This is a genomic window from Halobaculum roseum (assembly GCF_019880245.1).
GTDB classification, from domain to species: Archaea; Halobacteriota; Halobacteria; order Halobacteriales; family Haloferacaceae; genus Halobaculum; species Halobaculum roseum.
This window is the reverse complement of sequence record NZ_CP082286.1, coordinates 283,931-308,060: the sequence shown is the minus strand read 5'-3', so window position 1 is coordinate 308,060 and position 24,130 is coordinate 283,931. Positions and strand designations below refer to the sequence as shown.

Annotated in this window: 23 protein-coding genes; 12 read left to right on the top strand and 11 right to left on the bottom strand. The window is 71.3% G+C overall.

Translation table 11 applies throughout. The annotated features are described in order from the left end of the window. Positions 1–65: 65 nt before the first annotated feature. The 4 genes from K6T36_RS01620 to K6T36_RS01605 form a co-directional block, all read right to left on the bottom strand. Positions 66–1,607: a bifunctional metallophosphatase/5'-nucleotidase gene (locus K6T36_RS01620; RefSeq protein WP_222922312.1), complete on the bottom strand. Its 1,542-nt coding sequence runs from the start codon at positions 1,605–1,607 to the stop codon at positions 66–68. Between the two features lie 504 nt (positions 1,608–2,111). After that, the gene (locus K6T36_RS01615) at positions 2,112–3,830 is read right to left on the bottom strand and encodes a YcaO-like family protein (protein WP_222922311.1); all 1,719 of its coding nucleotides are present in this window, start codon (positions 3,828–3,830) and stop codon (positions 2,112–2,114) included. An 81-nt stretch (positions 3,831–3,911) separates the two neighbouring features. After that, complete coding sequence (tbsP, locus tag K6T36_RS01610; RefSeq protein WP_222922310.1) at positions 3,912–4,730, bottom strand: transcriptional regulator TbsP; 819 nt, start codon at positions 4,728–4,730, stop codon at positions 3,912–3,914. Between the two features lie 374 nt (positions 4,731–5,104). Beyond that, on the bottom strand, positions 5,105–7,186 hold the full coding sequence (locus K6T36_RS01605; protein ID WP_222922309.1) for a hypothetical protein: 2,082 nt from the start codon (positions 7,184–7,186) through the stop codon (positions 5,105–5,107). A gap of 95 nt (positions 7,187–7,281) precedes the next feature. Between K6T36_RS01605 and glyA the strand changes: the two genes are divergently transcribed. The 3 genes from glyA to K6T36_RS01590 all read left to right on the top strand — a co-directional run bounded on the left by glyA (position 7,282) and on the right by K6T36_RS01590 (position 10,380). Next, positions 7,282–8,529, top strand: coding sequence for a serine hydroxymethyltransferase (glyA, locus tag K6T36_RS01600; RefSeq protein WP_222922308.1), 1,248 nt, complete (start codon positions 7,282–7,284; stop codon positions 8,527–8,529). 102 nt (positions 8,530–8,631) lie between these two features. Next, complete coding sequence (locus tag K6T36_RS01595) at positions 8,632–9,516, top strand: tetrahydrofolate dehydrogenase/cyclohydrolase catalytic domain-containing protein (RefSeq protein WP_222922307.1); 885 nt, start codon at positions 8,632–8,634, stop codon at positions 9,514–9,516. Positions 9,517–9,576: 60 nt separating this feature from the next. Then, entirely contained in the window at positions 9,577–10,380 is an 804-nt protein-coding gene (locus tag K6T36_RS01590) for a methyltransferase domain-containing protein (protein ID WP_222922306.1), read from the top strand. Positions 10,381–10,449: 69 nt separating this feature from the next. Here the strand turns inward: K6T36_RS01590 and K6T36_RS01585 are convergent, their stop codons facing one another. After that, positions 10,450–11,229, bottom strand: coding sequence for a DUF7117 family protein (locus K6T36_RS01585; protein WP_222922305.1), 780 nt, complete (start codon positions 11,227–11,229; stop codon positions 10,450–10,452). Between the two features lie 105 nt (positions 11,230–11,334). Here K6T36_RS01585 and K6T36_RS01580 point away from each other — a divergent pair, with 105 nt between their 5' ends. The 3 genes from K6T36_RS01580 to K6T36_RS01570 all read left to right on the top strand — a co-directional run bounded on the left by K6T36_RS01580 (position 11,335) and on the right by K6T36_RS01570 (position 12,396). Then, positions 11,335–11,742, top strand: coding sequence for a VOC family protein (locus K6T36_RS01580; RefSeq protein WP_222922304.1), 408 nt, complete (start codon positions 11,335–11,337; stop codon positions 11,740–11,742). Between the two features lie 133 nt (positions 11,743–11,875). Beyond that, positions 11,876–12,019 carry a hypothetical protein gene (locus K6T36_RS01575; RefSeq protein ID WP_222922303.1) on the top strand — a complete coding sequence of 48 codons (144 nt, stop codon included), beginning with the start codon at positions 11,876–11,878 and terminating at the stop codon, positions 12,017–12,019. Positions 12,020–12,024: 5 nt separating this feature from the next. Further along, a complete protein-coding gene (locus K6T36_RS01570) occupies positions 12,025–12,396 on the top strand; it encodes a hypothetical protein (RefSeq protein ID WP_222922302.1) in 372 nt (123 codons plus the stop codon). Between the two features lie 35 nt (positions 12,397–12,431). Here K6T36_RS01570 and K6T36_RS01565 read toward each other — a convergent pair whose 3' ends face one another. Together K6T36_RS01565 and K6T36_RS01560 are read right to left on the bottom strand one after the other, a co-directional pair. Continuing rightward, complete coding sequence (locus K6T36_RS01565) at positions 12,432–12,947, bottom strand: FAD synthase family protein (RefSeq protein WP_222922301.1); 516 nt, start codon at positions 12,945–12,947, stop codon at positions 12,432–12,434. Further along, positions 12,940–13,428, bottom strand: coding sequence for a Mov34/MPN/PAD-1 family protein (locus tag K6T36_RS01560; RefSeq protein ID WP_222922300.1), 489 nt, complete (start codon positions 13,426–13,428; stop codon positions 12,940–12,942). The genes K6T36_RS01565 and K6T36_RS01560 overlap by 8 nt, the downstream gene beginning before the upstream one ends. 138 nt (positions 13,429–13,566) lie before the next feature. On the opposite strand from K6T36_RS01560, the gene han reads away from it, so the two are divergent. Then, positions 13,567–15,483, top strand: coding sequence for a Hef-associated nuclease (han, locus tag K6T36_RS01555; protein WP_222922299.1), 1,917 nt, complete (start codon positions 13,567–13,569; stop codon positions 15,481–15,483). Between the two features lie 60 nt (positions 15,484–15,543). Here the strand turns inward: han and K6T36_RS01550 are convergent, their stop codons facing one another. Beyond that, positions 15,544–17,295 (bottom strand): phospholipase D-like domain-containing protein, encoded by a 1,752-nt coding sequence (locus K6T36_RS01550; protein ID WP_225935157.1) that lies wholly within the window; start codon positions 17,293–17,295, stop codon positions 15,544–15,546. A 130-nt stretch (positions 17,296–17,425) separates the two neighbouring features. On the opposite strand from K6T36_RS01550, the gene K6T36_RS01545 reads away from it, so the two are divergent. After that, positions 17,426–17,665, top strand: coding sequence for a hypothetical protein (locus K6T36_RS01545; RefSeq protein ID WP_222607727.1), 240 nt, complete (start codon positions 17,426–17,428; stop codon positions 17,663–17,665). Between the two features lie 30 nt (positions 17,666–17,695). Here the strand turns inward: K6T36_RS01545 and K6T36_RS01540 are convergent, their stop codons facing one another. Beyond that, entirely contained in the window at positions 17,696–19,009 is a 1,314-nt protein-coding gene (locus K6T36_RS01540) for a HEAT repeat domain-containing protein (RefSeq protein ID WP_222922297.1), read from the bottom strand. A 92-nt stretch (positions 19,010–19,101) separates the two neighbouring features. Here K6T36_RS01540 and K6T36_RS01535 point away from each other — a divergent pair, with 92 nt between their 5' ends. Both K6T36_RS01535 and dpsA read left to right on the top strand, forming a co-directional pair. After that, positions 19,102–19,935, top strand: coding sequence for a carbon-nitrogen hydrolase family protein (locus K6T36_RS01535; protein WP_225935156.1), 834 nt, complete (start codon positions 19,102–19,104; stop codon positions 19,933–19,935). A 68-nt stretch (positions 19,936–20,003) separates the two neighbouring features. Further along, positions 20,004–20,552 (top strand): DNA starvation/stationary phase protection protein DpsA, encoded by a 549-nt coding sequence (dpsA, locus tag K6T36_RS01530; protein WP_222607725.1) that lies wholly within the window; start codon positions 20,004–20,006, stop codon positions 20,550–20,552. Between the two features lie 134 nt (positions 20,553–20,686). On the opposite strand, the gene K6T36_RS01525 is transcribed toward dpsA, so the two are convergent. Then, positions 20,687–20,860 (bottom strand): hypothetical protein, encoded by a 174-nt coding sequence (locus tag K6T36_RS01525; RefSeq protein ID WP_222922295.1) that lies wholly within the window; start codon positions 20,858–20,860, stop codon positions 20,687–20,689. 82 nt (positions 20,861–20,942) lie between these two features. Further along, a complete protein-coding gene (locus tag K6T36_RS01520) occupies positions 20,943–21,668 on the bottom strand; it encodes a hypothetical protein (protein ID WP_222922294.1) in 726 nt (241 codons plus the stop codon). Between the two features lie 252 nt (positions 21,669–21,920). On the opposite strand from K6T36_RS01520, the gene K6T36_RS01515 reads away from it, so the two are divergent. Both K6T36_RS01515 and K6T36_RS01510 read left to right on the top strand, forming a co-directional pair. Then, positions 21,921–23,018, top strand: a complete 1,098-nt coding sequence (locus K6T36_RS01515; protein WP_222922293.1) for an NADH:flavin oxidoreductase/NADH oxidase — start codon at positions 21,921–21,923, stop codon at positions 23,016–23,018. 74 nt (positions 23,019–23,092) lie between these two features. Next, positions 23,093–24,115, top strand: a complete 1,023-nt coding sequence (locus K6T36_RS01510) for a DUF7547 family protein (RefSeq protein ID WP_222922292.1) — start codon at positions 23,093–23,095, stop codon at positions 24,113–24,115. Positions 24,116–24,130 lie beyond the last annotated feature (15 nt).

The window sequence follows — 24,130 nt, the reverse complement described above, 5'->3', positions numbered from 1 at the left end:
CTTCCTCTTGGTTCACCACTGACAGGGGCACGGCTCGATCCGCGGCCGGCGGTCGACCCCCACCGTCACTCGTCGTCGACCCGGCCGGACGCCGACGCGTCGCCAGGGTCGCCCGACTCGCCCGGGGTGTCGGCGGATGCGGCGTCGGCCCCGGTCCCCGTGGCGTCCGCGGCATCCCCCGCGTGCGCCGCGTCCTCGCCCGACACGCGCTCGATCCGGCCCTCGATCTCGGGGGCGATCCCGTGCTCGCGCACGTACTCGCCCAGCACCTCGTGTTGGATCCCGTGCTCGCCGGCGCGGTGGCGCTCCTCGATCGTCGGGAACTCGTGATCAGAGTGCAGGAGGTACTCCGGCGTCGCGACGCGGTACAGCCGCTCGGGGTCGATCGCCTCCCCGTCGACGCGCGCGTCGACGAGTTCCTCGCGGTCGTCGTCCCAGACGACGCGCGCGCCGCTGAGGTGGCCGTGCCACCAGTCGTCCTCGCCGAAATCGACGACGGAGGCGGACATCTCCGCGAACGCCGCCCGCAGCTCCGCGCCCGTGAGCTCGACGACGACGATCGGCTCCTCGAACGGCAGCACCGACAGCAGGTCCGCGAGCGTTACGTCGCCCGCGAGGTCGTCGCCCAGCCGGAGCCCGCCGGCGTTCTGCAGCCCCACGTCGGCGTCCGCGGCCCATCGGTAGGCGTCGGCGACGAGGTTGCCGAGGCGGCACTCGCCGCCGTGGACCGTCGCGTCGGTGCGGACGATCGGCTCGTCGACGTGGCCGACGACCTCGTCGAGGCCGGCGGCCGCGATGCGTTCGCGCAGTCCGTCGGCGAGGTGCTTGTCGACCGGCGCGTCGGCGGGGCTGTGGCGCGTCACGCTCGCGCCGTCGTCGTCCAGTGTCACCTCCAGCACCGTCTCGCCGTTGACGCCCGGCCGGGTGCACAGGACGCCGTCGACCTCCTCGGCGCGCTCGCTGTGGATGTGGCCGCCGAGCACGAGGTCGACGCCGTCGACCCGCGCGAGGTCGTCGTCGCCGCCGCCGAGATGGGAGACGGCGACGACGTAGTCGACGCCCCCGCCGTCGGGTTCGGCCACGCCCTCGTTGCCGGATTCCGCTCCGGCGTCGGCGTTCATCGCCGCGATCGCCTCCCGGGCGGCCTCGCAGGGGTCGGTGAACGTCATGTCGGCGGCCGCGGGGTTCAGCGAGTCCGTGCTCGGGTCGGTGACGCCGAGGAAGCCGACGCGGTCGCCGTCGACGACCTCGACCGTCCACGGGACGACGCCCTCGGCCGCGCCGAACGGCTCGCCGTCCTCGTCGCGGACGTTCGCCGACACCCACGTCTGGGGGGAGTCGGCGACGATCGCGCGGGTCGCGTCGGTGCCGAAGTCGAAGTCGTGGTTGCCGAACGTCTCCACGTCGGTGCCGACGGCGCGGAAGAAGTCGACCGCCTGGCGCCCCTTCGAGACCGTCGCCGCGACGCCGGGGGCGGTGTCGTCGCCGGACCCGACGACGGCGGCGTCCGGGCCGTCGAGGGCGGTGATCAGGCCGGCGAGGCGACCCGCCCGCTCGGGGTCGTCGTAGACGTTCTCGATGTCGGAGTAGTGGACGAACCGGGGCATTCGAGTGGGTGATCGGTGTGGGGTGGCGGGCAAGAACGCTCCGGGTTCGATCGATCGGTCGTCTTTCCTTCGTGAATCGTCGCGTGGGACGGTGATCGGAACAGTACGCTCGCTCTGGTGTGGTGGCTTGGAAAGCCCCTGCGCCGTTCGCGACCTGCGATTCGCTGTGCGCCTCGCTCGGCTCACGCCGTTCGCCGCGCTTCGGTGCTTGCTTCCTCTCGGTTCGCGAACGGCGCAGCCCCTTTCAGTCCCACCCGTCTGGACCGCAGCCACACTTACGTCGGAGCAAGCTCCGACGAACTCACACTCGCTCCGCTCACGGCTCACTTCGTTCGCCGTTCGCTATCGCGGTCTCATTCCATTCGACCGCGCACCGCTCGCGTGAGCCTCCCCAACCGATTCGCTCGTCACTCACTGCGTTCGCTCCTCGCTCATCCCTCGCGCGCGTCCGCCGCGAACGGAGTCGCGGCGGCACGCGCCACTGCGGGGTTCAGCACTACCGATTCACGGAAACGGATGATACGCCTTCTCGGGCTCCGGATCGAAGCCCATCGACGCCGAAACGGTCTCCAGCCGGTCGCCGAAGAAGGGCTCGGCGGTGAACAGCGGCTGCGCCTCCGGGACGAGCACGCGAACGCCCTCGAAGCCGAGGACCGCCACGTCGCGGGTGGTGAGGCGCGCGGCGTAGGCGTCGAGGTCGGCGTCGCCGAGGCGGTCGACGACGGCCTCGACCTCGGCGACGCCGTCCAGATCGGTCGCCTCGTCGTCGCTCACGTCCGCGGCCGGGACCGTCACCTCGGGCGAGACGAACTCCCGAACACGCTCCGGGAAGTCCGCGTACGAGCCGATCGCGCCCTCCTCCTGATTCGCCTGCTCGGGCCCCATCGCGCGCAGCTCCATCCAGTTCTGCAGCGCCTCCGCGAGCGCGCTCCGGGCCGCGGCCGCGGCGTCGAGGTCCGCGGCCGACCCCATCGCGAACCGCGGCCACTCCCCGGTTCCGGCGTCGCGGTGGACGGCCACCCCGACGACGGGCACGTCCACGTCCTGCGTGAGCAGCAGCGTCGTCACCGAGAGGTCCTCGGCGCGCGCCCGCTTGCGCAGCGTCTCGAACCCCTCGTCGTCGACGGCCAGCCCCATCGGCTCGAACGTCGAGTACCACGACAGCATCGAGGCGTCGCGCTCGACGGTCTCGTACAGCCCCGACAACGCCGCCTCGGCCGTCGAGTTCCCGAGCCCGAGCCCGGTCGTGATCGCCGGGGCGAACCGCTCGTCGGGCGGCGGGAACACGACGAACTCCGCCGGCAGCGACGCCGACTCGCGGGTCGACAGATCGATCCCGGAGATCCACGGGACGTGATCCTCGGGGTCGGGTGTCTCGGCGTCGGCCGGGCGCACGAACCGGCCCACCGGGACGGCGTCGACGACACCCGCCGTAGGCGCCGACCGGAACGACGACGCGCGGTAGGTCCCGGCACAGTAGCGCTCCAGCCCCTCGCCGATCGCCTTCGCGTACGCGGCGTCCCAGTCGGCGGCGACGCCGGCGGCGAACTCCGCACAGCGCGTGTCGGCGAACGCCGCGGTGTCGGTCGTCCGCGCGATGTAGTACGGCGCCGGCACCGACTCGCGCTCGCCCACGTCCGTGACGATCCCGAGGCGGTCGTCGACCGCGCGGTCCATCCGGTCGACGGCGTCGTCGAGGTCGACCGGCTCCGCGGGCGCGCGAAGCTCGAACCCCGTCGGCGCGGCGCCGCAGTCGCACCCCGGCGACGGGAGGAACGTCCGCTCGGCCCCGTCCACCTCGGTGACGGTGCCGGCGACCCCGTCCCCCGAGAGGTGCTGGATGGCGCGTCGGCCGGCGAGCGCCCCCGCGAAGCGGACGGCGCTTCGGGTGCCCCGCGGCGTCGCGTCCGTCGAGGGGACGTTGGCGCGAACCCGGTCGCGCAGGCAGTCGTAACAGCCGGTCTCGGCGGAGAAGACGGTGACCGCGGCGTCGAGCCCCTCGATCGCGCGGCCGCCGATCCCGCCGATCTCGACGGCGACCCAGTCGTCGACCAGCCGCGTCGCGGTGCGGAAGGTGTCGTCGCCGGTCGTGCCGACGACGACCGCGAAGTCGAACCCGTCCAGGAGGCCGGCCTCCACCTCCATCACGTTCGCCTCGATGTCGGCGAAGGCGCCCCGCAGCGGCTCGGCGGCGGGGTCGGGACCGACGATTGCGATGTCCATGCCCCGCCCGTGGGGTGAATCGCACAAAAAGATGGTCGGTCGGCGCGGTCGGCTGTCGGGGCCCGCGAACGGACTCGACGCTTAGTTCAGCAGTCGGTGGGCGACGCTCGCCAGCTCGTCGCTGGAGGCGTCGCGGAGCCTATCGTCGCCGAGCTTCAGGCGCAGGCGGGGGCGCCCCACGTCGATGGGGACCTTCTCGGTGTCGATGAGCCCCAGGTCCTCCAGGCGGGTCTTCGTCCGCGAGAAGGTCGCCTTCGAGGCGATGCCCACGTCCTCGCCCCACTTGCTGATGTCGTACAGCAGCACGTCGTTCTTCGCGGCCACGAGCAGGGAGATGGTTACCTCGTCGAGGCCGTCGCCGTCGCCGCGGGCGGTCTCCAGCGACGCGAGCACCGAGTCGAAGTCGGCGCGGGCCGCCTCGCCGATGTCCTCGTCCAGCGTCTCGCGGACGCGCGAGAGCGCCGGCGTTCGGAGGTTGAAGGCCTCCGCGTCCGCCCACTGGTCGCGGTACGTCTCGTACGCGTCGGCGGCGAACGACTCGTCGTCGGCCGCGAGCGCGGCGACGTGCTCGCCCGCCGAGACGACGGCGTACAGCTCGTCCTCGCCGGCGACGAGCGTGTTGTCCGCGTCCCCGTCGAGCTCGCGCAGCGTCATCGACCCGGCGTCGACCAGGTCGGCGGCGTCGCCGGCGACGAGGAAGTCGTCCATCACGTCCTTGAGCATGCGGCCGTCCGCGAGCACGTTCAGCGTCGGTAGCTCGTCGTCGTACTCGGATCCCGCGTCGACGAGCGACTCGATCACCGCGGCGTTGGGGTCGACGATCACGAGCTCGCCGGCCGATCGATCGAAGAGCGTCTCGAGGGCGGCGCCCATCGATCGCTCGAATACGTTCTCGGTCATAACTACGTAGAACATCGCCAGTTGGATATTTAATACTAACGGGAATACGGAGGAATCAAGCGCTCTACGTCGGGAATATGAGGGCCGGACGGCGGACGGGCCGGGGCCATGAGTGTTAAGGACACGCACGCCCATCGACCTCCATGCTTCGCTCACCCCGATCGCGAACGGGCGGATCGACACTGGCGGCGGTCGGTCGCCGTCATCCGAGACTCGCGGCGACGGCGGTGACGGTCCTGGCGTGTGTGCTGGTGCTGCTCCTGACCGCTGACGTGGCCGCGGCGGCCGACGTCGGGGTCGACCCGTCCGGTGTCGGCGACGTGTCCTCCGGGCCCTGAGGGATCGACCGCCCGCGGGTACGGTTCCCGGAGCGGCTACGACTCCCGGAGTTCTTCGGCGAGCACGTCCGACCAGCGGAGCGCGCCGTCGAACAGGACGGCCTTGTCCGCATACGAGAGGAACTCGACCAGCGCCGCGCGACCGACCGTGAACTCCCTCCGTTGGCCGAGGAGATGCGTCTCGTCGCCCTCCTGGAGGTACGGCCGGAAGAAGCCGCCGGCCATCCAGGGCGCGCCCATCGACACCGCCACGTCGAACCGATCCGACCCCGCTTCGGTCACCCGGACGTCCGTTCCGACGATGTCCTCCGACTGCGTCAGGACGTGCGTCCCGTCGCCGACGACGGCGTAGTCCTTCCCGGTCATGATCTGGCGCCGCGACTTGTCCAGCGCCCGCTCCATACAGTAGCCGGTGACGAGCAGCCTGGCGAACATCGTGCCGACCGTCGCCGCCTGCCCGTCGAGCACCTCGCTGAAGGTGACCGCGCCGGCGACGCTCCCCTTCCGGATCAGCTCGATCCCCTCGTGGAAGGAGCCGCAGGCGTTCAGGAAGAACGTCTGTGCGTTCGACGCCGAGAGGCTCGACGCCGAGAGGTAGCCGTCGGTACACCGGAGCCCCTCGCGCTCGCAGTGGCCGATGTAGTGAACGAGGTCGGTCCGCGACTCGAACACGGAGGCGAGTTCGTCGACGGTGAGGTGTTCCTTCAACGTGAGGTCGAGGTCGAGCGCCTCGGCGCGCTCGCGGTAGTGGGCGGCGACGCCGTCGTGCTCCTCGCGCATGTCCCCGTCGTTCAAGATCGCGACGATCGAGATCGGCTCGCCGGCCGCGTCGAGGTACCGCCCCCGGTTCTCGTACGCCTCCGGGACGGTCTTGAACGCGTCTATCGGCACGCCGTCGGCGAGCCAGCCGTGCGTCCGCGCGCGACCCAACTCGGGCTGGACCAGTTCGACCGACGCCACCTCCCCGACGTCGCGCCGGTAGAAGTCGGACAGCGAGGTGTCGAGCCACTCGGATTCCGCGAGCGTCGTCGACTCCGCGACCCGGACGTGCGGGACGTTCGCGAGGAGATGCGACAGCGTCGGGACGTGCTCGTACGTCGGGTCGATCGACATCGACAGGTGCCACTCCGGGAACCGGTCGCGGACCGACTCGAACGGCGTCGCGAGGTACGCCTCGAACCGCTCGGCAGGGGACGCGGCGTACAGCGAGTCGGCGTCGAGGCAGAGTTCCGAGACCACCTCCGCGACGGACAGCCCGGAGCCGTACGGGCCGGCGTCCCTGACGACGCAATCGAGGTAGAACGTCCGTTCGAGCAGCGAGGCGACCGCGTCCTGGAACTCGGGGAGCCGCGGGAGCGAGTGCGTCCCCCCTGGCGTCTCCACCCGCGGTCGCGCGTCGGGCTCGACGACGAGCTGGGCGCCGACGTAGTGGGCAAGCGGCGAGGCGACGAACAGGTGGTCCAGGTCCGGCGGGACGACGACGCGCACGCCGGCGTCGTCGCGTCGCTCGCGCAGCGTGTCGGGGATCGAGACGGAATCGCCGAACGTGATCTTCGGGGGCACCCCCCGCATGCTGTCGAACGACCGGTCGGCGGTCGCGGTTCGGTGCCCGGCCGGGAACGTCGACAGCGCTGTCGCGACGCCGTCGGGCGTCGCCGGCACCGTCACCGTCTCGGGCTCGTCGGTGACGCCGCCGCCGAAGCCGATCTCGACGGGCGTCTCCTCCGGAAACCGGACGTGGAGACGCTCGTAGCGCGGCTTCTCGATCGTCGCCGCGCCGTCGAACCGGACGTACACGTCGATCCGACTTTCGACGTAGAGCGCGTACCTCCCTTCGGGGATCGTCAGCGGACCGGTGCCGCTGCCGAGGTCGGACACCTCCCCGGTGTCGACGTCTCGAACCGGCGCGTACACCGGCGGGAAGCCGAGCGACTCCACGGAACCTGACACCGTCGCGTCCAGCGTCCAGGCGTCACCCAGATCGAGCGCGTCGATCGCCGCCGACAGCGACGGCGTCGACGTGTCGTCGCCGTCGCTCCACCCGTCGGCCCGAACGTCGACGGAGTGTTTGGCGGCGTCGACCGCGCGGAGCCCGTCCTCTGTTCGCTCGACCTGCATCGGACTGCACGCACGTCCGAAGTGGCCCCATTTATCGGTGTCGCCGGCCGCCCGAGTACGGATGGCTTTTTGTCGCCGCTCGCCGGAGCGTCGGTATGGAGTATCCCGCGGTACGCGAGACGGACCCGGCGGTCGCCGACGCGCTCGAGGGCGAGGTTCGCCGACAGCAGGACACGCTGGCGATGATCGCCTCCGAGAACCACGTCTCGGAGGCAGTCCTGGAGGCGCAGGGGAGCGCGCTCACGAACAAGTACGCGGAGGGCTACCCCGGCGCGCGCTACTACGCCGGCTGCGAGTACGCCGACGAGGTCGAGGAGCTCGCCATCGAGCGCGCGAAGGAGCTGTGGGGCGCCGAGCACGTCAACGTCCAGCCGCACTCCGGCACGCAGGCGAACATGGCGGTGTACCTCGCCACGCTGGACCCCGGCGACAAGATCCTCTCGCTCGAACTCGAACACGGCGGCCACCTCAGCCACGGCCACCCCGCGAACTTCACCGGTCAGCTGTTCGAGGTCGAGCAGTACGGCGTCGACCCCGAGACGGGGTACATCGACTACGAGGCGCTCGCCGAGCAGGCCGACGAGTTCGACCCCGACATCATCGTCTCGGGGTACTCCGCGTACCCGCGGGAGGTCGAGTGGGAGCGCATTCAGACGGTCGCGGACGCGGTCGACGCGTACCACCTCGCGGACATCGCCCACATCACCGGGCTCGTCGCCGCGGGCGTCCACGACTCGCCCGTCGGCGTCGCCGACTTCGTTACCGGCTCGACCCACAAGACGATCCGCGCGGGCCGCGGCGGCATCGTCATGTGCGGCGAGGAGCACGCCGACGACGTCGACGCCGCCGTCTTCCCCGGCGGGCAGGGGGGCCCCCTGATGCACAACATCGCGGGCAAGGCAGTCGGGTTCGGCGAGGCCCTCGAGCCCGAGTTCGGGGAGTACGCCCGGCAGGTCGTCGACAACGCCGAGGCGCTCGCCGACTCCTTCGAGGACAACGGGCTGGAGGTCGTCTCCGGCGGCACCGACACCCACCTCGTGCTCGTCGACCTCCGGGAGTCACACCCCGACACCTCCGGCGGCGACGCCGAGGAGGCGCTCGCCGACGCCGGCATCGTCCTCAACGCGAACACGGTGCCCGGCGAGACGCGCTCGCCGTTCGACCCCTCGGGCATCCGCGCGGGCACCCCTGCGCTCGCCACCCGCGGCTTCGACGAGGCCGACTGCCGCGAGGTCGGCGACCTCATCCACCGGGTCGTCGACAACGTCGGGGACGAGTCGGTGATCGCCGAGGTGCGCGATCGCGTCGACGAGCTGACCGACGCGCACCCGCTGTACGAGTAGGCGACCGAATCCGATCCACGTTTCTGCGTACTCATCCGGTTTTTCTTACTCTGTTGTGCACGAACCCGAGGATTCTTACGCGTCGCCGCCGCCCGATCCACCATGACCGACATCGACGGCAACGCCGTCGCCGCCGAGATCCGCGACGGCGTCGCCGAGTGCGTGGAGACGCTGCAGCGGGAGGGCGTGGAGCCGGCGCTGGCGACCGTGTTGATGAGCGATGACCCCGCGAGCGAGACGTACGTCTCGATGAAGCAGAACGACTGCGAGGAGGTCGGGATTCGGGGGATCCACGTCGACGTGGACGACGACGCGCCCGCACAGGAGCTGTACGACACCGTCGACGAGCTGAACGCCGACGACTCGGTCCACGGCATCCTCGTCCAGATGCCGGTCGTGGACCAGGTCGACACACGGCGCGTCCTCCGGTCGGTCAATCCCGCGAAGGACGTTGACGGGTTCCACCCGGAGAACGTCGGGCGACTCGTCGCCGGCAACCCGCGGTTCAAGCCCTGCACGCCCCACGGCATCCAGCGCCTGCTCGCGGCCGCGGACGTGGACTCCGAGGGGAAGGAGGCGGTCGTCGTCGGCCGCTCGGACATCGTCGGCAAGCCGATGGCGAACCTCCTGTTCGGCCGCGGCGAGGGCGGGAACGCGACCACGACGGTATGTCACTCCCGGACGGACGACCTCGCGAGCCACACCCGCCGGGCGGACATCGTCGTCGCCGCCGCGGGCATTCCCGAGTTCATCACCGCGGACATGATCTCGGAGGACGCGACCGTCATCGACGTGGGGATCAACCGCGTCGAACGCGACGGCGAGTCGACGCTCGTCGGCGACGTGGCCTACGACGAGGTCGCGGACAAGGCGGGCGCCATCACGCCCGTTCCCGGCGGCGTCGGCCCGATGACGCGCGCGATGTTGCTGTACAACACGGTGAAGGCCGCGAGCGAGCAGCACGGCGTCGAGATCGACCTCCCCTGACGACCGTTCGTCCCGCCGGGCTTTTCTCGTCGCCGGGAGTCGTGGACCCCGACTCCACCGATGACTCGCGACGCGGGCACGTTCGAGTACGACGCCGAGGAGGCACGCGCGGAGGAGGACGCCTACCGGACCGCCGGCGCGGCCGAACGGCGGCGCTTCGTTCGAGAGTCGCTCGATCCCACCGACGGCGAAACCGTCGTCTCCGTCGGATGCGGTCCCGGGTTCGAGCCGCTGGAGCTCGCCGACGCCGTCGGCGAGGACGGCGAGGTGGTCGGCGTCGACCGCTCGTCGCCGATGTGCGCGCTGGCACGCGATCGACTCGCGTCGTCACCGAACGCCCGGGTGGCCCGCGGCGACGCGACCGACCTCCCGATCGCGAGGGACGCGGCCGACGCGGCGACCGTCGTCCAGGTGCTTCAGTACGTCGAGGACCCGTCGACGGCGCTGGCGGAACTCCGGCGAGTCCTCCGCACGGGTGGCCGTGCGGCGGTGTTTCTCGCGGACTGGGACACCTTCGTCGTCCGGGGTGGGGACCCCGACCGAACCGAAACGGTGCTCGCTTCGTGGCGGGACCACTGCGCCCATCCGACGCTCGGGTCCCGTCTGCGTGGACCGGCCGAGTCGGCGGGATTCTCGGTCCGATCGATCGACCCGTACACCGTCGCGGACGCCGACCCGACGCCCGACTCGTTCGCGGGGACGCTGATCGAGTTCGTGACCGAGTTCGCCGCCGACCACGACGCCGTCACGAGAACCGTCGCGGACGCGTGGCGCGCGGAGATCCGTGACGCGATCAGCGGGGGAACGGGCTTCGTGGGGCTCACCGGCTACTGCTACCTGCTGGAGACGACAACTGGGCGGTGAGACGAGACCGTCCGAGTACTCCGCAGGAACTCCTGTGTGCCTCGCCCCGTCGTCCCGTCGTACGCGGTCCTACTCCAGTCGTTGTAACCGCTCCCGTGCGCTCGCCAGCGCCTCCTCGTCGCCGGCGATGAGATAGCGACCCAGCTCCGCGGCCGCGCCGACGAGCGCGTCGGCCTCGGCCGGCTCCACGTCGCCGCCGAGCGCGTCGATCCGCTTCGCGCGGTCGCGGATCGCGCCGAGCGTTCGGTTCGCCTCGGGGTCCGGGTGCTCGTCGAGGTACGTCGACACGTCCGTCCGGTACTCCAGCGCCGCCTCGGCGGCCGCGAGCCCGCGCGCCTCGTGCATCCGCGGGGGGACGTCGCCCGCGTCCGGGCGCTCGCCCGTGTCGGCCGCCCGCAGCAGGGTCGTGAGGTACCACTCCTCGTCGTCGGTGACGCCGGGGCTCGCGCCCTCGGGCCCCCGGTCCCCGTCGTGGATCGTCGCGTCCGCGCGTCCGCCGCCGGGGCCGGCGATCCGGCCGTACACGTCGGCCGCGTGGCGGAGTTCGGCGGCCGCGAGGTACGCATCGTCCAACGGCGCGAGCTCGCCCCCGCGGATGAACCCCCGCTTGCGGAGGTACGTCCGACACTCGGCTTTGATCTCGTCGACGAGGTCCGAAAGCGGCGTGTCGTCGAGCCGCGCCAGCACGGACGTCAGGTCTATCTCCGCCGGCGCGTCGGTGTGTTTGCGGCGCTCGCCGGTCCCGACGCTCCGGAGGCTTCCGCAGTCCGGACACGCGACGCTCCCAGTCTCGAAGTACGACCAGCGGGTCCCGCACTCCGTACACTCGCGCTCGCCCCGGACTTCCATGGTCATATGTTCCGTCGGGACGGTGAAAAACGCCTCGTCGCCGCGGCGGCCTGATGATCGGTCGCCGCCGGCAACGACTTGGTCCCGGGGTGTGTGGGGTCGAGCGTGACACCGAACTCGTTCTTTCACGTGGCGCTGAAGGCCGACGACGTGGACGCGACGGCGGCGTTCTACGAGGCGGCGTTCGACGGAACGATCATCGAGCGTGGACACGCGGAGGACGGCGAGGGCCCGACGGCCGTCGACCACGTGGCCCTGGAGGTGGCCGACAAGCGCGTGTACGTCTTCGACCGGGCGCCGTACGAGGCGACCGGCGACGTGGAGTCGATGCCGAACGGCCTGCTCCACTTCGGGTTCGTCGTCGACGACATCGCCGCCGCGCGCGAGGCGATCGACGGCGTCGGCTCCGGCGTCGACTGGGTGATGGGTCCCGACCGCTTCGGCGACCTCCGGATCGCGTTCCTCGTCGACCCGGCAGGCTCCATCGTCGAACTCATCGAACACGTGTCGTGAGACGGGTGCCGGGACGCGCGCTCCCGACTGTCCGGATCACGCGCCGAACTCGCCCGTGTCCGGTCGACACGCGCGTGTCCAGTCGCCACGTACCCCGGCACGCTTTTGTCGCCGCCGAGGGTGCACACACGGCATGACGCTCCCCATCACGGCGCGCGGCCGGGAGGCGGCCGCGGGCGACGTCGACGCCACCGGGGTCGCCGACGCCGCCGATGACGGCGAACCGCGGACGGTCGGCGCCGTCCGACACGGACTCCAGCAGTACGACCGGCTGTAACTACCGTGTCCACAGCCAGTATCGTCGCGGGGGATCTCGCCGCCGTCGCCCCGGTCGCGCAGCTTCCGGCGTTCCAGCTGCTCACGGTCGTCCTCGCGTTCGTCGGCGCGGGCGTCGCGCTGGCGGCGGGGATCGGCCTCGTCGCGGTGTACGCCCGCCTCGGCGACGGGGTTCCCGTCGCGATCACGCGACGGGCGTTCGGGGTGTGGGCCGCGGGCGCGCTCCTGCTCGCGGCAGGCACGCCCGCGGCGTTCCGCGGGTCGCTGGCGGCGGCGCCGACGCTGCGCGCGCTCGGGATCGTCGCGGTCGCCCTCGGCGTCCTCGTCGTCGCGCTCGCGCCGGCGTACCTCTGGCAGGCGACGGTCGGGGAGACGTGAGGGGATCCCGCCGTCCGGGAGGAGGGCCGGGGGAGCTACTCCGGTTCCGAGTGCGACCGTCGGTCGCGCTCGCGAAGCAACTTGTCGACGATGTCGCCCGTCGAGAGGAGTTCCCCCTCGTAGCGCGGGTCGCGGGCGGTCGCGCGCGCCACGTCGGCGTCGATGCCAGCCGCCGAGAGCGCGTCGGCGAGGGCGGCCTCGTCGTGGTGCTGGTCGAAGCCGAGCACGATCACGTCCGGGTCGATATCGCGTACGGGGACGAGGAAGTCCTCCGGATGCCCGAGGTGGGCCTCGTCGACGACCTCGAGGGCGGCGATCATGTCCCGGCGCTGCCGGTCCGGGCACACGGGCTTGGGCTTGTGCGTCACGTTGTCGCGCCGGGCGACGATGACGTGGAGTTCGTCGCCGCGGGCGGCCGCGTCCTCCAGGTAGTGGAGGTGCCCGGGGTGGAGGATGTCGAAGGTGCCCTGCGCGAGCGCGATCCGGGGGCCATCGTCGCCGTCCGCATCGCTCCCGTCCTCGCGCCCGCTCCCGTCGGGTCCCTCACTCATCGTACAGCTCCGCGTCGATGTCGGTCTGGTCGAAGTCGAAGAACGCCTCGTCCTCGGGCAGCGCCACGTCGATCACGTCCAGATCGCGGGGGTCGCCGTCGGAGTCGAACGCACGCCAGCAGTCGCGCTCGTAGGGAGCGCCCAGGATGATGTGGACCTCCCCCGCGTGGAACGTCGCCAGATCGGCGTCGGAGGGGCGGAGGACGCCGTTGGGGTGGGAGTGGATCGAGCCGACCGCCCGCGAGGAGTTGGGTTTCATATGCTCGCGGACGGTCGCCGACTCCGGCGTCGACGTGGTGCCGGGAATGACGAGCACGTCGGTGATCACCTGTCCCTTCCGGTCGAGGCCGAGATCGCGCGCGTCGGTCGCCCGGAGAAAGCCCATGTACTCGTCCGGGTGGGTGTCCCGGGACGCCTCCAGCGCGAACGTGAGGGTCTCGGCCGCGATGCCGAGCAGCTCGCTCGACCGGAACAGTCGCATTGGCGGATCTCCGACCGGGCGCCAACTAAGGGTGTCGATGGCCACGCTTCGGACCCGACGACTCCGTGGGGTGTGCCTCCAGCACACCCCTGAAGCGATACTACAACCCTTAACACCCGCCGTCACCCACCACCCGATATGAGTGATTCCGCCGCCGGGGAACCCGGCGAGAACGGGGAGGGGGATTCCCGCCCCGTGGTCTACGAACTCGATCCCGCCTGCACGCTGGCCGACGTGGACGTCGGCGCGCGCTACCGCGCGGAGGTCAACGGCGTGGTCGACTACGGCGTCTTCGTCGACATCTCCGAGGACGTATCGGGCCTGCTCCACGAGTCGAACCTCGACGGCGAGACGTTCGCCGTGGGCGACGAGCTGGTCGTCCTCCTCGAGGAGCTCAAGGAGAACGGCGACGTGTCGTTCGACCTCGCCGACGTCGACCTCGGCGAGGCGAACGTCCTGGCCGTCGAACACGAGCCGGAGATCGTCGCGATCGCCGACGCGACCGTCGGCGACGCCGTCACCGTCGAGGGGGAGATCTCCCAGATCAAACAGACCGGCGGCCCCACGATCTTCCACGTCGCCGACGAGACGGGCGTGATCGCGGCGGCCGCCTTCGAGGAGGCCGGCGTCCGCGCCTACCCCGAAGTCGAGATCGGCGACATCGTCCGCGTCTCCGGCTCCGTCGAGACGCACGAGGGAACCACCCAGCTCGAGGTCGACGACATCGACGTGCTCGACGGCGAGACGGCCGCGGCCGCCCGCGAGCGCCTCGATGAGGCGATGCGCGAGCGCGCCGAGCCGGAGGCGGTCGAGCCGCTCGTCGACTGGCCGGCGTTCGAGAAGCTCCGCCCCGAGCTGGAGGACCTCGCGCGCACGCTCCGCCGCACGGTGCTGGAGGGGCGGCCGATCCGCATCCGCCATCACGCCGACGGCGACGGCATGTGCGCGGCGATTCCGGTCCAACTCGCGCTGGAGAACTTCATCGAGGAGGTTCACGAGGGCGACGACGCCGCGCGCCACACCCTCAAGCGCCTCCCGAGCAAGGCGCCCTTCTACGAGATGGAGGACGTGACCCGCGACCTCAACTTCGCGCTGGAGGGTCGCGCCCGCCACGGACAGAAGCTCCCGTTCCTCCTGATGCTCGACAACGGGTCGACCGAGGAGGACGTGCCCGCATACAAGAACCTCGCCCACTACGACGTGCCCATCGCCGTCGTCGACCACCACCACCCGGACCCCGAGGCGGTGAACGACCTGCTCGACGCGCACGTCAACCCCTACCTCCACGACGAGGACTACCGCATCACGACGGGCATGATGTGCGTCGAGCTCGCGCGCCTCATCGACCCGAGCGTCACCGACGAGCTCCGACACGTCCCCGCGGTCGCGGGGCTGTCGGACCGCTCGAAGGCCGAGGTGATGGACGAGTTCGTCGACCTCGCGGACGCGGCCGGCTACGACCGCGAGGACATCGAGGACATCGGCGAGGCGCTCGACTACGCCGCCCACTGGCTGCGATACAGCGAGGGCAAGACGCTCGTGAGCGACGTGCTCGACGTCGGCAGCGACGACGCCGACCGCCACCGCGACCTCGTCGAGTTCCTCTCGACGCGCGCCGAGCGCGACGTGGAGGAGCAGCTCGACGCCGTCGAGCCGCACGTCGAACACGAGCGGCTCGACTCCGACGCCCACCTCTACCGCATCGACCTGGAGAACTTCGCCAAGCGGTTCACCTACCCCGCGCCCGGCAAGACCACCGGCGAACTCCACGACCGGAAGGTGCGCGCGACGGGCGAACCCGTCATCACGATCGGCTACGGGCCGGACTTCGCCGTCCTCCGCAGTGACGGCGTTCGTCTGGACATCCCGCAGATGGTCACCGAGCTCAACGAGGAGGTCGTCGGCGGGGGCGTCTCCGGCGGCGGCCACCTCGTCGTCGGGTCGATCAAGTTCGTTGAGGGTCGCCGCGAGGACGTGATCGACGCGCTCGTCGACAAGATGGCCGACGCCGAGCTGGACGAGGAGCTGTCGACGACGGTCGAGCTCGACGACTGACGGGGCCGGACCGCAGGCATCCCGACGGAGCGGCGGTCCTCTCCCGACGGAACGGGAGGCTCACCCGAACGGCCCTCTTCGTTCGATCTGCTCGGTTTCCGCCGAGTCGTCGAACGTCAACCGACGCCTGACGAACAGCGCCGCGCCGGCGACCGCCCCGACCGCGGCGACCGCGACGGCGGGGGGCAGTTCGTCCCACCTCCCGCCGCCGGCACGCCAGTCGGCCTCGAAGCTCTCGCGGTAGTAGCCCGCGACCGCCTCGCCCTCCAGCGCGACGACAACCTCGCGGTTCTCGCGGGCGCTCGTCGGGTTCCAGTTGAGCGACCCCACGAGCGCGGTGTCGTCGGCGACGACGCCCTTCGCGTGAACCTTCCCGTAGCGACCGGACGGCTCCGCGACGCGCGCCTCGAACGGAACGCCCGCCGCGTCGGCCCAACGGTTCAGGTCGGCTACCAGCGCGGCGTTCCGCTCGGCGACGTACCAGGCGTTCGACAGCAGCAGCCGCACGCACACCCCGCGCTCGGCCGCGCGGCGAAGCGACGCCAGTAGCCGCCCGCCGTCGACGGTCGGCTGCAGAACGTCGACTCGATCATCGGCGTTATCCACGATCTCGACGACCGCCGACTCCGCGTTTCCGGGCGCGGTCAGCAGTCGAACGCGCTCGACGTGCACGTCCGCCGGCGGGTGACGGGTGGGGTACGACCCGGTCGCGGCCTCGACGGGTTCGAACGACCGGCCCGCGCGGTACCGCTCCCAGGGAACGGCGTCGCGCCACCCGGCGTCGGCGCGGAACACGTCGGCGAGCGCGTCGGCCGCCCGCGGCGACCGGAGCGTGACGCCCCAGCCGCGGCTGTCGCCGCCGCCGGTGCCGCTCGGCTTCCAGTTCTCCGTGAGCACGACCGCCGCGTCGTCGGCGACGACGTACTTCGGGTGGTGGTATCGGAACCTGGCGCGCGGGCCGTCGATCACGCGCACCTCGACGCCCGCGGCGACGAGCGCGTCGAGCAGTTCCGCCTGGCGCGTGGAGGTCCCGCCGACTGGCCCGCCGTCGAGGAGCACTCGGACCGAGACACCGCGTTCGTGTGCGGCGATCAACTCGTCGGTGACACGCTCGGAGGCGAAGGTGTAGCCCGCGAGCAGGACCCGGTCATCGGCCCCCCGGATAGGTGCGACCGGCTCTCCGGGGGCGTCGGGGAGCACGAACGCCGTCGCGTTCGCGGCCCCCAGCGTGACCGGGTCCCGGCGGTCGAGCCCGACCGGTCGCCACGCCGGATCCCCGCCGCGCACCCACCGTTCGCCCTCGGGTGCGCGCCCGTACTCGACGGCGTCGATGACCGTCCCGTTCGTCCCGCCGCGCCGGAGCACGACGCGCTCGCCGGCGTTCGACAGCGCGAGCCCGCGGGCGACGACGCGCCCGTCCGGTGGATCGACCAACGCCCCGGGCTCGGCGGTCACGACGACCGTCCCCGGTTGTCGTTGTCGGATCGCGACCACGTCCTCACCGTCGTCGAGGCTCCAGTTCCCGGCCGGCAGCCGCAGGTACACGTACTCGCCGGCGTCGTCGGCGGCGACGGGGTTCGGGAGGAGGCCGACGATCCGGGGGGCTTTCGGGTCTCCGGTGTTCGTCGCCGGCGGTTCCGAGGCGGTCGCGACCGCCGCCGGTGGCGATGGAGATTGCGGCGTCGGCGTCGCTGTCGCCGTTTCCGTCCCCGTCGCCGGCGCTGCCGCTGTCGCCGTCGCTGTCGTCGGCACTGCCGCTGTCAACCCGAGGAGGAGGAGCGCGAACACGACGGCAGCGATACTGCGTGCCACTGTGACGGGGTGGTCCCCCATTCGTACTTCAACCCTCGCCGCGCCGATTCCGTGGGTCGTCCAGAACCGTCGGCGGCCGGCCCCGGCGGCCTTCGGTGCGTTTTTGCGTCGACAATGGCGGATACCTGATATGGTCACCGTCGCCGAGGGGGTCACGCTCGCCGGGGCCGCGCTGGGCGCCGTCGGGGGCGCCCTCGTCGCCCTGGAGTTCTTTCAGGTCCCCTCGTACGTCACCTACGAGGAGGAGTGGGACAGCTACGACGTCGACATCGCGCCCGCCGAAGTCACCGAACACACGAACCTCGGCCGGGTCGGCGGCCTGCTGGTCTCGCTGGGGTTCACGCTGCTATTCGTCGGAGAACTGTTGTAAGAACCGGTCGCGGCGACGGGGTTGTCGCGATTACGCGGCGACTTCCTCGCCCTCGCCGGCGGCGTCGAGGGCGTCGCGGGCCTTCTTGGCCTCCGTCTGCACGATGAACGCGCGGTCGTCGTCGAACTCGGCGGCCGCCTCCAGCGCGTCCTCGGTGCCGATCTGGCGCAGCGCCCACAGGGCGGCCGCGCGGACGTTGTCGCTCTCGTCGTCGGCCGCGGCATCGGCCAGCGGGTCGACCGCGCGGGCGTCGCCGAGGAGCCCCAGCGCGCGGGCCGCGTAGGGGCGCACCTCGTCGTTGTCCATGGCGAGCTTGTTCGCGAGCGGCTGGACGGCGTCGGCGTGGCCGATCTCGCCGAGCGCCTTGAACGTCACCTTCTGCAGGGCGGGGTTCGAGTCGGAGTCGACGTACTCGACGAGCGTCTCGACGGCGTCCTCGGCGGCCATCTTGCCGAGCGCGCGGATCGCGGGCTGGTCGCGCTTCTGTGCGCGCTGGTGCATGGCCTCGAAGGCGCCCTCGTCGTTCATCCGCGTGAGCGCGTCCAGACAGTGCTCCTCCATGAACTCCGACTGCAGGGAGTCGAGCGCGAGCAGCACCATCTCGACGTTCCCCTGCTGCTCGTGCTCCTTCAGCGCCGCAAGCTCAGGCGGGAAGTCCTTGTAGTGCCCGAGCACGTCGTAGAATCCCTGCGCCTGGAGCTGTTCGTGCGTTTCGAGGTCGTCCCACTCCTCGGCGTCGTCGACGCCCGTCTCCAGCGCGTCGGTCGCCTCGAGCAGGGCGGCGATGGTGTCGGCGTCCTCGTCGGCGTCGAGGTCCGCGTCCTCGACGGCCGCGACCGCGTCGTCGAGCGCGTCGGCCAGCGACTCGGGACCGTCGTCGCCCGTGCGGTCGAGATCCGCATCGAGCGCCTCGTTCACCGCGGCGAGGAAGTCGTCGACGACGCCCGGGAGGTCAGCCTCGCCCGCGTCGGTCCACCGGGTGTCGGCGATCGTCGCCCGCGCCGATTCGATGTCGTCGACCACGTCGGACGCGTAGGGGCCGCGTTGTTCCTCGAGGTCGTCGCGCTGGTCGGAGAGGCGCGACTCCAACTCCTCGCGCGGGTCCTCCGCGTCCTCGTCGTCCTCGTCCGGTTCCGGGAGGTCGGCGCGTTCGAGGTCCGCCTCGATGTCGTCGAGGTCGGCTTCGACATCGTCGAGATCGGCTTCGGTCTCGGCGGCCTCGAGCGCCTCGGCGGTCTCGTCCAGCCGAGCGTCGAGATCCTCCGCGGACACCTCGGGGACGAGTTCCGTCTCCTCGGCGTCCTCGGGGTCGCCTGACTCCTCGGCCGGGTCGTCGTCGCTCATGGCCGACGATGGGTGTGTCGGCTACAAGGGCGTTTCCATATTCCGGGCGGCCGACCGCCGTCGTTTTGCGCCAGGGGGACGAGCGGTTCGGCGTGCCAATCGTCGCCGTCCCCCAGCTGTCCGTCGCCGATCTGGACACCGCGGCAAACCTCGACGCCGTCGCCGAGCGCGTCGCCGCCCTGCCGGACCGCGTCGCCGTCGCGCTGTTCCCGGAGTACGCGCTGACGGGCTTCGTCGCCGACGAGCGCGCCCACGGGGTCGCGCTCGACCGCGAGGGGCCGGAACTCGACCGGCTCCGGTCGGTCGCGGCCGACAACGACCTCGCGGTCGTCGCAGGCTATCTCGAACGCGGCGCGAGCGACGATCGACTGTACAACGCCCTCGCGTACGTCGCCCCGGACGGCGACACGACCGTCTACCGCAAGCGACACCTCCGGGGGAGCGAGGCGGACGTGGTGACCGCCGGCGACGACCGGGTCGTCGTCGAGACGCCAGCGGGGTCGACGGGGCTCGTCACCTGCTACGATCTGAACTTCGTCGGCGACAGCGCCGCCTTCGCGGCCGACCGGGTCGACGCGCTGTTCGTCGCCGGCGCGTGGCCGGCGGCCCACTCGGAGAACTGGCGGCTCCTGTTGCGCGCCCGGGCGCTCGACGGCGTCCGCTGGGTCGTCGGCGCCGGACGGACCGGCGTTCGTGACGTGCCGGACGCGCCCGAAACGGCCTACGCCGGGCGGTCGGCGGTCGTCCGCCCCGACGGCGCCGTCGCCGCGGCGCTGAACCGCGACGAGCGCGACCTGATCGCCGACCTCGACTCCGAGGTGCTCGCCGAACAGCGCGAGTTCATCCCGGTTCTCGACGCGGCCGGGAACGACGACCTACGCCGCCCGAACCCGCGTTCTGGTTCCCGAAACGATAACGGTGTTTAGGTATTCCAAAAGATTTCTTGTCGTGAGGCGGGGTTTTATGTGTCCGGCGAGCGTACGGCCAGGTACAGATGAGTACTCAAAAGCGTGTGCTGAAGTCCGCGGGCGATGTCGAGGGAAGCGAAGCGCTTCGGATGGACGCCGAGAAGGCCGAGCAGATAATCGACGCGCTCAACACCGACCTCGCGGCGACGTACGTGCTGTACCACCAGCTGCGCAAGCACCACTGGAACGTGGAGGGCGCGGAGTTCCGCGACCTGCACATCTTCCTCGGCGAGGCCGCCGAGAACGCCGAGGCGTTCGCCGACGAGCTCGCCGAGCGCGTGCAGGCCCTGGGCGGCGTCCCGCACGCGTCCATGACGACGCTGCAGGAGGAGGCCCCTATCGAGCCCGAGGACGAGGACGTCTACGACATCCGCACGTCGCTGGCGAACGACATGGAGATGTACGGCGACATCATCGAGACGCTGCGCGAGCACGTCGAGCTCGCCGATGGCCTCGGCGACCCCACGACCGGCGAGATCCTCCGCGAGAACATCGTGCAGGTCGAGGAGGACGCCCACCACATCGAGCACTACCTCGAGGACGACACCCTCGTCACCGAGGGAACGATGCAGTAAGTCGGGACGCGACGCCCCTCAGAACTCGAATCGTCTCCGTTTTTTCGAACCGCCGCGAGAGTAGCCGCGGGTCCGATATGGACGATGGCGGAACGGGCGCGAGACGCCCGAGAAGATCCGCGAGAACCGTTGAATTACCGTTCCAGCTCGACCGTCAGGTCCGTCGAGATCCAGCCGTCTGCGTTGCCGTTCTCGGAGAACACCGTTCTCTCGGGACACGTCCGGAGGGCGGCTACGGGGGTCTCGGGGGCGAACTCGGGCCCGGACGACACCTCGTCGTCCCGTTCCGCGAGCAGATCGTGCGTCATTACCGGTTCCTCACGCCCCCGCGAAGATATAGGTTTTGGTATCCCTAAACGGTAGGCCGACCTAAACCGACGGCGCGGTCGGTCACTCGTCGCGGCCGATCCCGCACCCCGAGATCGTGTCGCAGTCGACGCCGCGCTCCTCCAGGGCGTCGACGACCGCGTTCATGCCGATCGCGTCGCTGGCGATGTGGCCCGTGACGACGAGGTTCTTCCCCGCCTCCCCGAACTCCTCGCGCAACTCGGCGGTGTCGCCGGCGCCGACGTGGATGTAGAGGACGGTGTCGACGCCGTGCTCCAAGTACGCGCGGGCGACGGACGCGCCGCCGTTCGTGCCCGCAGCGTGGTGGACCGCCACCTCGCCGAGGTCGTTGTCCGCGTCGCCGAGGCGGAGGCGCACGTCCGTGTCCGCCGCCGCCAGCTCCGGGATCTCCGACAGCGCGTCGACGAAGTCGCCGACCGTCGCGCCTGCGCCGAGCCCGTCGGCGACCTCGCGGAAGACGCGGCGGCCGTACTCGTCGGGCGCGAGGTGGGTGTTGAGATACGGCTGGTCGAGCAGCTCGGCGACGCTCGGGTCGTGTCGGTAGTTGCTGGAGTGGCCGCCGTGGTCCATCCGCGAACGCAGGTCCGAGACGGCCTCCTCGGCCACGTCCTCGGGAACGCCGTGGGCGGTCATGAACTCGACCTGCGTGTCGAGCACCTCCGGGAAATCGAGCCGGGCGCTCATCCCGGTCGGGTGGTGCGCGAGCGCGAGGTCGTACCCGAGGTCGTGGGCCAACCGTATCTCGGGGGATTCGAGATCGATGCCCACGAGGCGGTCTCGATATCCTCGCCGGGGACGTAGACGATGCTGTCGGCCGGCGTGTCGTCCCAGTCGACGAGATCGAGACTGATCTGCATGACCTCGTCCGTGGTGAGTCCCATGCAGGGGACAGACGGACGCCGATTGAAAAGCCGCGGGAACCGGAAACCCCGGACGGCGCCACGATCACGCGGGTCGTCGGTAGGGGCAATCCCCTCTGTCGCCGCCAGCCGTTTGTACCGGCGCGGTCGTACCGGGCGCATGGTCGATCACCTGTTCTCCCCGCTCTCGCTGCGGGATACCGAGATCCCCAACCGCGTGTTCGTCTCGCCGATGTGCCAGTACTCCGCGCCGGAGGGCGCGCCGACCGACTGGCATCTCGTCCACCTCGGATCGCGCGCGGTCGGCGGCGCCGGCCTCGTGATGGCGGAGGCGACCGCGGTCTCGCCCGAGGGCCGGATCACGCCCCACGACACCGGGATCTGGACCGACGAGCAGGCCGACGAGTGGGCCCGGATCGCGGAGTTCATCGACTCACAGGGGTCCGTGCCCGCGATACAGCTCGCGCATGCCGGGCGGAAGGCGTCAACCCACCGACCGTGGGACGGCGGCGATCCGGTCCCGATCGAGGAGGGCGGCTGGGAAGTCGACGCGCCGTCGGGGCCGTACCCCCGCGACGGCGACGAACACCCGACGAACAGCCTCTCGACGGACGGGATCGGGGGCGTGATCGAGGACTTCCGCGCGGCCGCCGAGCGCGCGCTGGCGGCCGGCTTCGAGGTCGCCGAGGTGCACGCGGCCCACGGCTACCTGCTCCACGAGTTCTGCTCGCCGGTGGCCAACGACCGCGACGACGAGTACGGCGGCTCCTTCGAGAACCGCACCCGGCTCGTGCGCGAGGTGACGGAGGCGGTGCGCGAGGTGTGGCCCGACGACAAGCCCGTGTTCGTGCGGATCTCCGCGACCGACTGGATCGACGACCGCGAGTCGTGGGACGTCGAGCAGTCGGCGCGGCTCGCCCCGCTGCTTGCCGAGGCCGGCGCCGACCTGCTGGACGTGAGCGCGGGCGGCATCTCGCCCGCACAGGAGGTGCCCTACGCGGGCCCGAGCTATCAGCTCCCGTACGCCGAGGCGATCCGCGAGCACGTCGCCGAGGTCGGCGCCGACATCGCGGTCGCCTCGGTGGGCGGCATCACCGAGCCGGAACAGGCCGAGGCGATCGTCGCGAACGACCGCGCGGACGCCGTGCTCATGGCCCGCGAGTTCCTCCGGTCGCCGTACTGGCCGCTGCACGCGGCCGACGAACTCGACGAGGAGATCGAGTGGCCCGTGCAGTACCGCCGAGCGAAGCCGCGCTGACCCGTCACCGACTCACGGTGACCGACCCGATCGCGTGTGAACCCTTTTGACGGAACGCGCCCAACAGTTCCGGTATGAGTACCCCCTCCCGCGATCCCGGCGACGACGAGGACCTCGCGGCGCTGGTCTCCGAGCTGGAGACGACGCTCGCGGACCTGCGTGACGAGCTCACGGGCCGCGAGCGCGGCGCCGGACGCGACGCCGACCGCCGCGGTGACCGCGGTGGCGGCCGCGTCGAACGGTCCACGGCAGATCGCGACCGACGAGTCCTCGACGACACCCGGGAGCGACGGGACCGTCGTCGTCCGCCCCGTCCCCCGTCTCCGGGGGAGCTGTTCCGGTTCACGAGCGACTACACCATTCCGACGGTCGTGGCGGTCCTCGAAGCGACGATCGAGGCGCTCGAACTCCTCCAGGGAGTGATCGATCTGGCCGCCCCGGGGGAGACGCCGGCTCGCAGGAACCGCGGGCGCGGCGCTCGCGGGGGCCGACGCGACCGTCGCGATTCGCGCGGGCTCGCCCGGACGATGCTGTCGGACGCGGTGGGCGAGGGCGTCACCGCCGCGACCGACCGCGCGGCCGCCGACGCGGCAGACGCGCTCGAACGGCTCCGCGAGACGCTCTCGGAGGCGGACCTACCCGAGGACGAGGAGAGCCGGGACCTGGTCGCCGACGCGCGCGATCTGAGCGCGGAGCTGGAGCGCCGGGTCCGCGAGTCCCGCGAGACGGTCGACCGGGAGCGCGACCGCGAACGGCGCGCGGACCGCGGGGGCGACGGGGGAGCCGCCGGCGACGGCGGCCCCGTCAGCATCGAGGTCGGCGAGCCTGACGGCTCCGGCGAGTCCAACGAGCCGGGCGAGGACGGGGACGAAACCGAGGATGGATCCGACGACGGACCCGACGATGTGAATCGATCGGAAGAAGCTGACGCTCCCGAGGTCGACGTGGACGCGGAACTGGAGTCGATCAAGCGGGAGGTCGGGAACGGGAACGACGACGACAGGGAGGGGGACGAGGGGAACCACGGCGACGACACCGACGGCCGCGGGGATGCCGCGGACGACATCGACGGCGACGCGGACGACCCGACAGCCTGATCCCGGCGGGGATCG

Coding starts and splice junctions, on each gene's coding strand:
- K6T36_RS01525 (WP_222922295.1), bottom strand. CDS start 20,860: ATGACGCACGATCTGCTCGCGGAACGGGACGACGAGGTGTCGTCCGGG.
- K6T36_RS01540 (WP_222922297.1), bottom strand. CDS start 19,009: ATGAGCGACGACGACCCGGCCGAGGAGTCAGGCGACCCCGAGGACGCC.
- K6T36_RS01595 (WP_222922307.1), top strand. CDS start 8,632: ATGACCGACATCGACGGCAACGCCGTCGCCGCCGAGATCCGCGACGGC.
- dpsA (WP_222607725.1), top strand. CDS start 20,004: ATGAGTACTCAAAAGCGTGTGCTGAAGTCCGCGGGCGATGTCGAGGGA.
- K6T36_RS01510 (WP_222922292.1), top strand. CDS start 23,093: ATGAGTACCCCCTCCCGCGATCCCGGCGACGACGAGGACCTCGCGGCG.
- K6T36_RS01605 (WP_222922309.1), bottom strand. CDS start 7,186: ATGCAGGTCGAGCGAACAGAGGACGGGCTCCGCGCGGTCGACGCCGCC.
- K6T36_RS01545 (WP_222607727.1), top strand. CDS start 17,426: ATGGTCACCGTCGCCGAGGGGGTCACGCTCGCCGGGGCCGCGCTGGGC.
- glyA (WP_222922308.1), top strand. CDS start 7,282: ATGGAGTATCCCGCGGTACGCGAGACGGACCCGGCGGTCGCCGACGCG.
- han (WP_222922299.1), top strand. CDS start 13,567: ATGAGTGATTCCGCCGCCGGGGAACCCGGCGAGAACGGGGAGGGGGAT.
- K6T36_RS01565 (WP_222922301.1), bottom strand. CDS start 12,947: ATGAGTGAGGGACCCGACGGGAGCGGGCGCGAGGACGGGAGCGATGCG.
- K6T36_RS01615 (WP_222922311.1), bottom strand. CDS start 3,830: ATGGACATCGCAATCGTCGGTCCCGACCCCGCCGCCGAGCCGCTGCGG.
- K6T36_RS01515 (WP_222922293.1), top strand. CDS start 21,921: ATGGTCGATCACCTGTTCTCCCCGCTCTCGCTGCGGGATACCGAGATC.
- K6T36_RS01585 (WP_222922305.1), bottom strand. CDS start 11,229: ATGGAAGTCCGGGGCGAGCGCGAGTGTACGGAGTGCGGGACCCGCTGG.
- K6T36_RS01590 (WP_222922306.1), top strand. CDS start 9,577: ATGACTCGCGACGCGGGCACGTTCGAGTACGACGCCGAGGAGGCACGC.
- K6T36_RS01560 (WP_222922300.1), bottom strand. CDS start 13,428: ATGCGACTGTTCCGGTCGAGCGAGCTGCTCGGCATCGCGGCCGAGACC.
- K6T36_RS01575 (WP_222922303.1), top strand. CDS start 11,876: ATGACGCTCCCCATCACGGCGCGCGGCCGGGAGGCGGCCGCGGGCGAC.
- K6T36_RS01620 (WP_222922312.1), bottom strand. CDS start 1,607: ATGCCCCGGTTCGTCCACTACTCCGACATCGAGAACGTCTACGACGAC.
- tbsP (WP_222922310.1), bottom strand. CDS start 4,730: ATGACCGAGAACGTATTCGAGCGATCGATGGGCGCCGCCCTCGAGACG.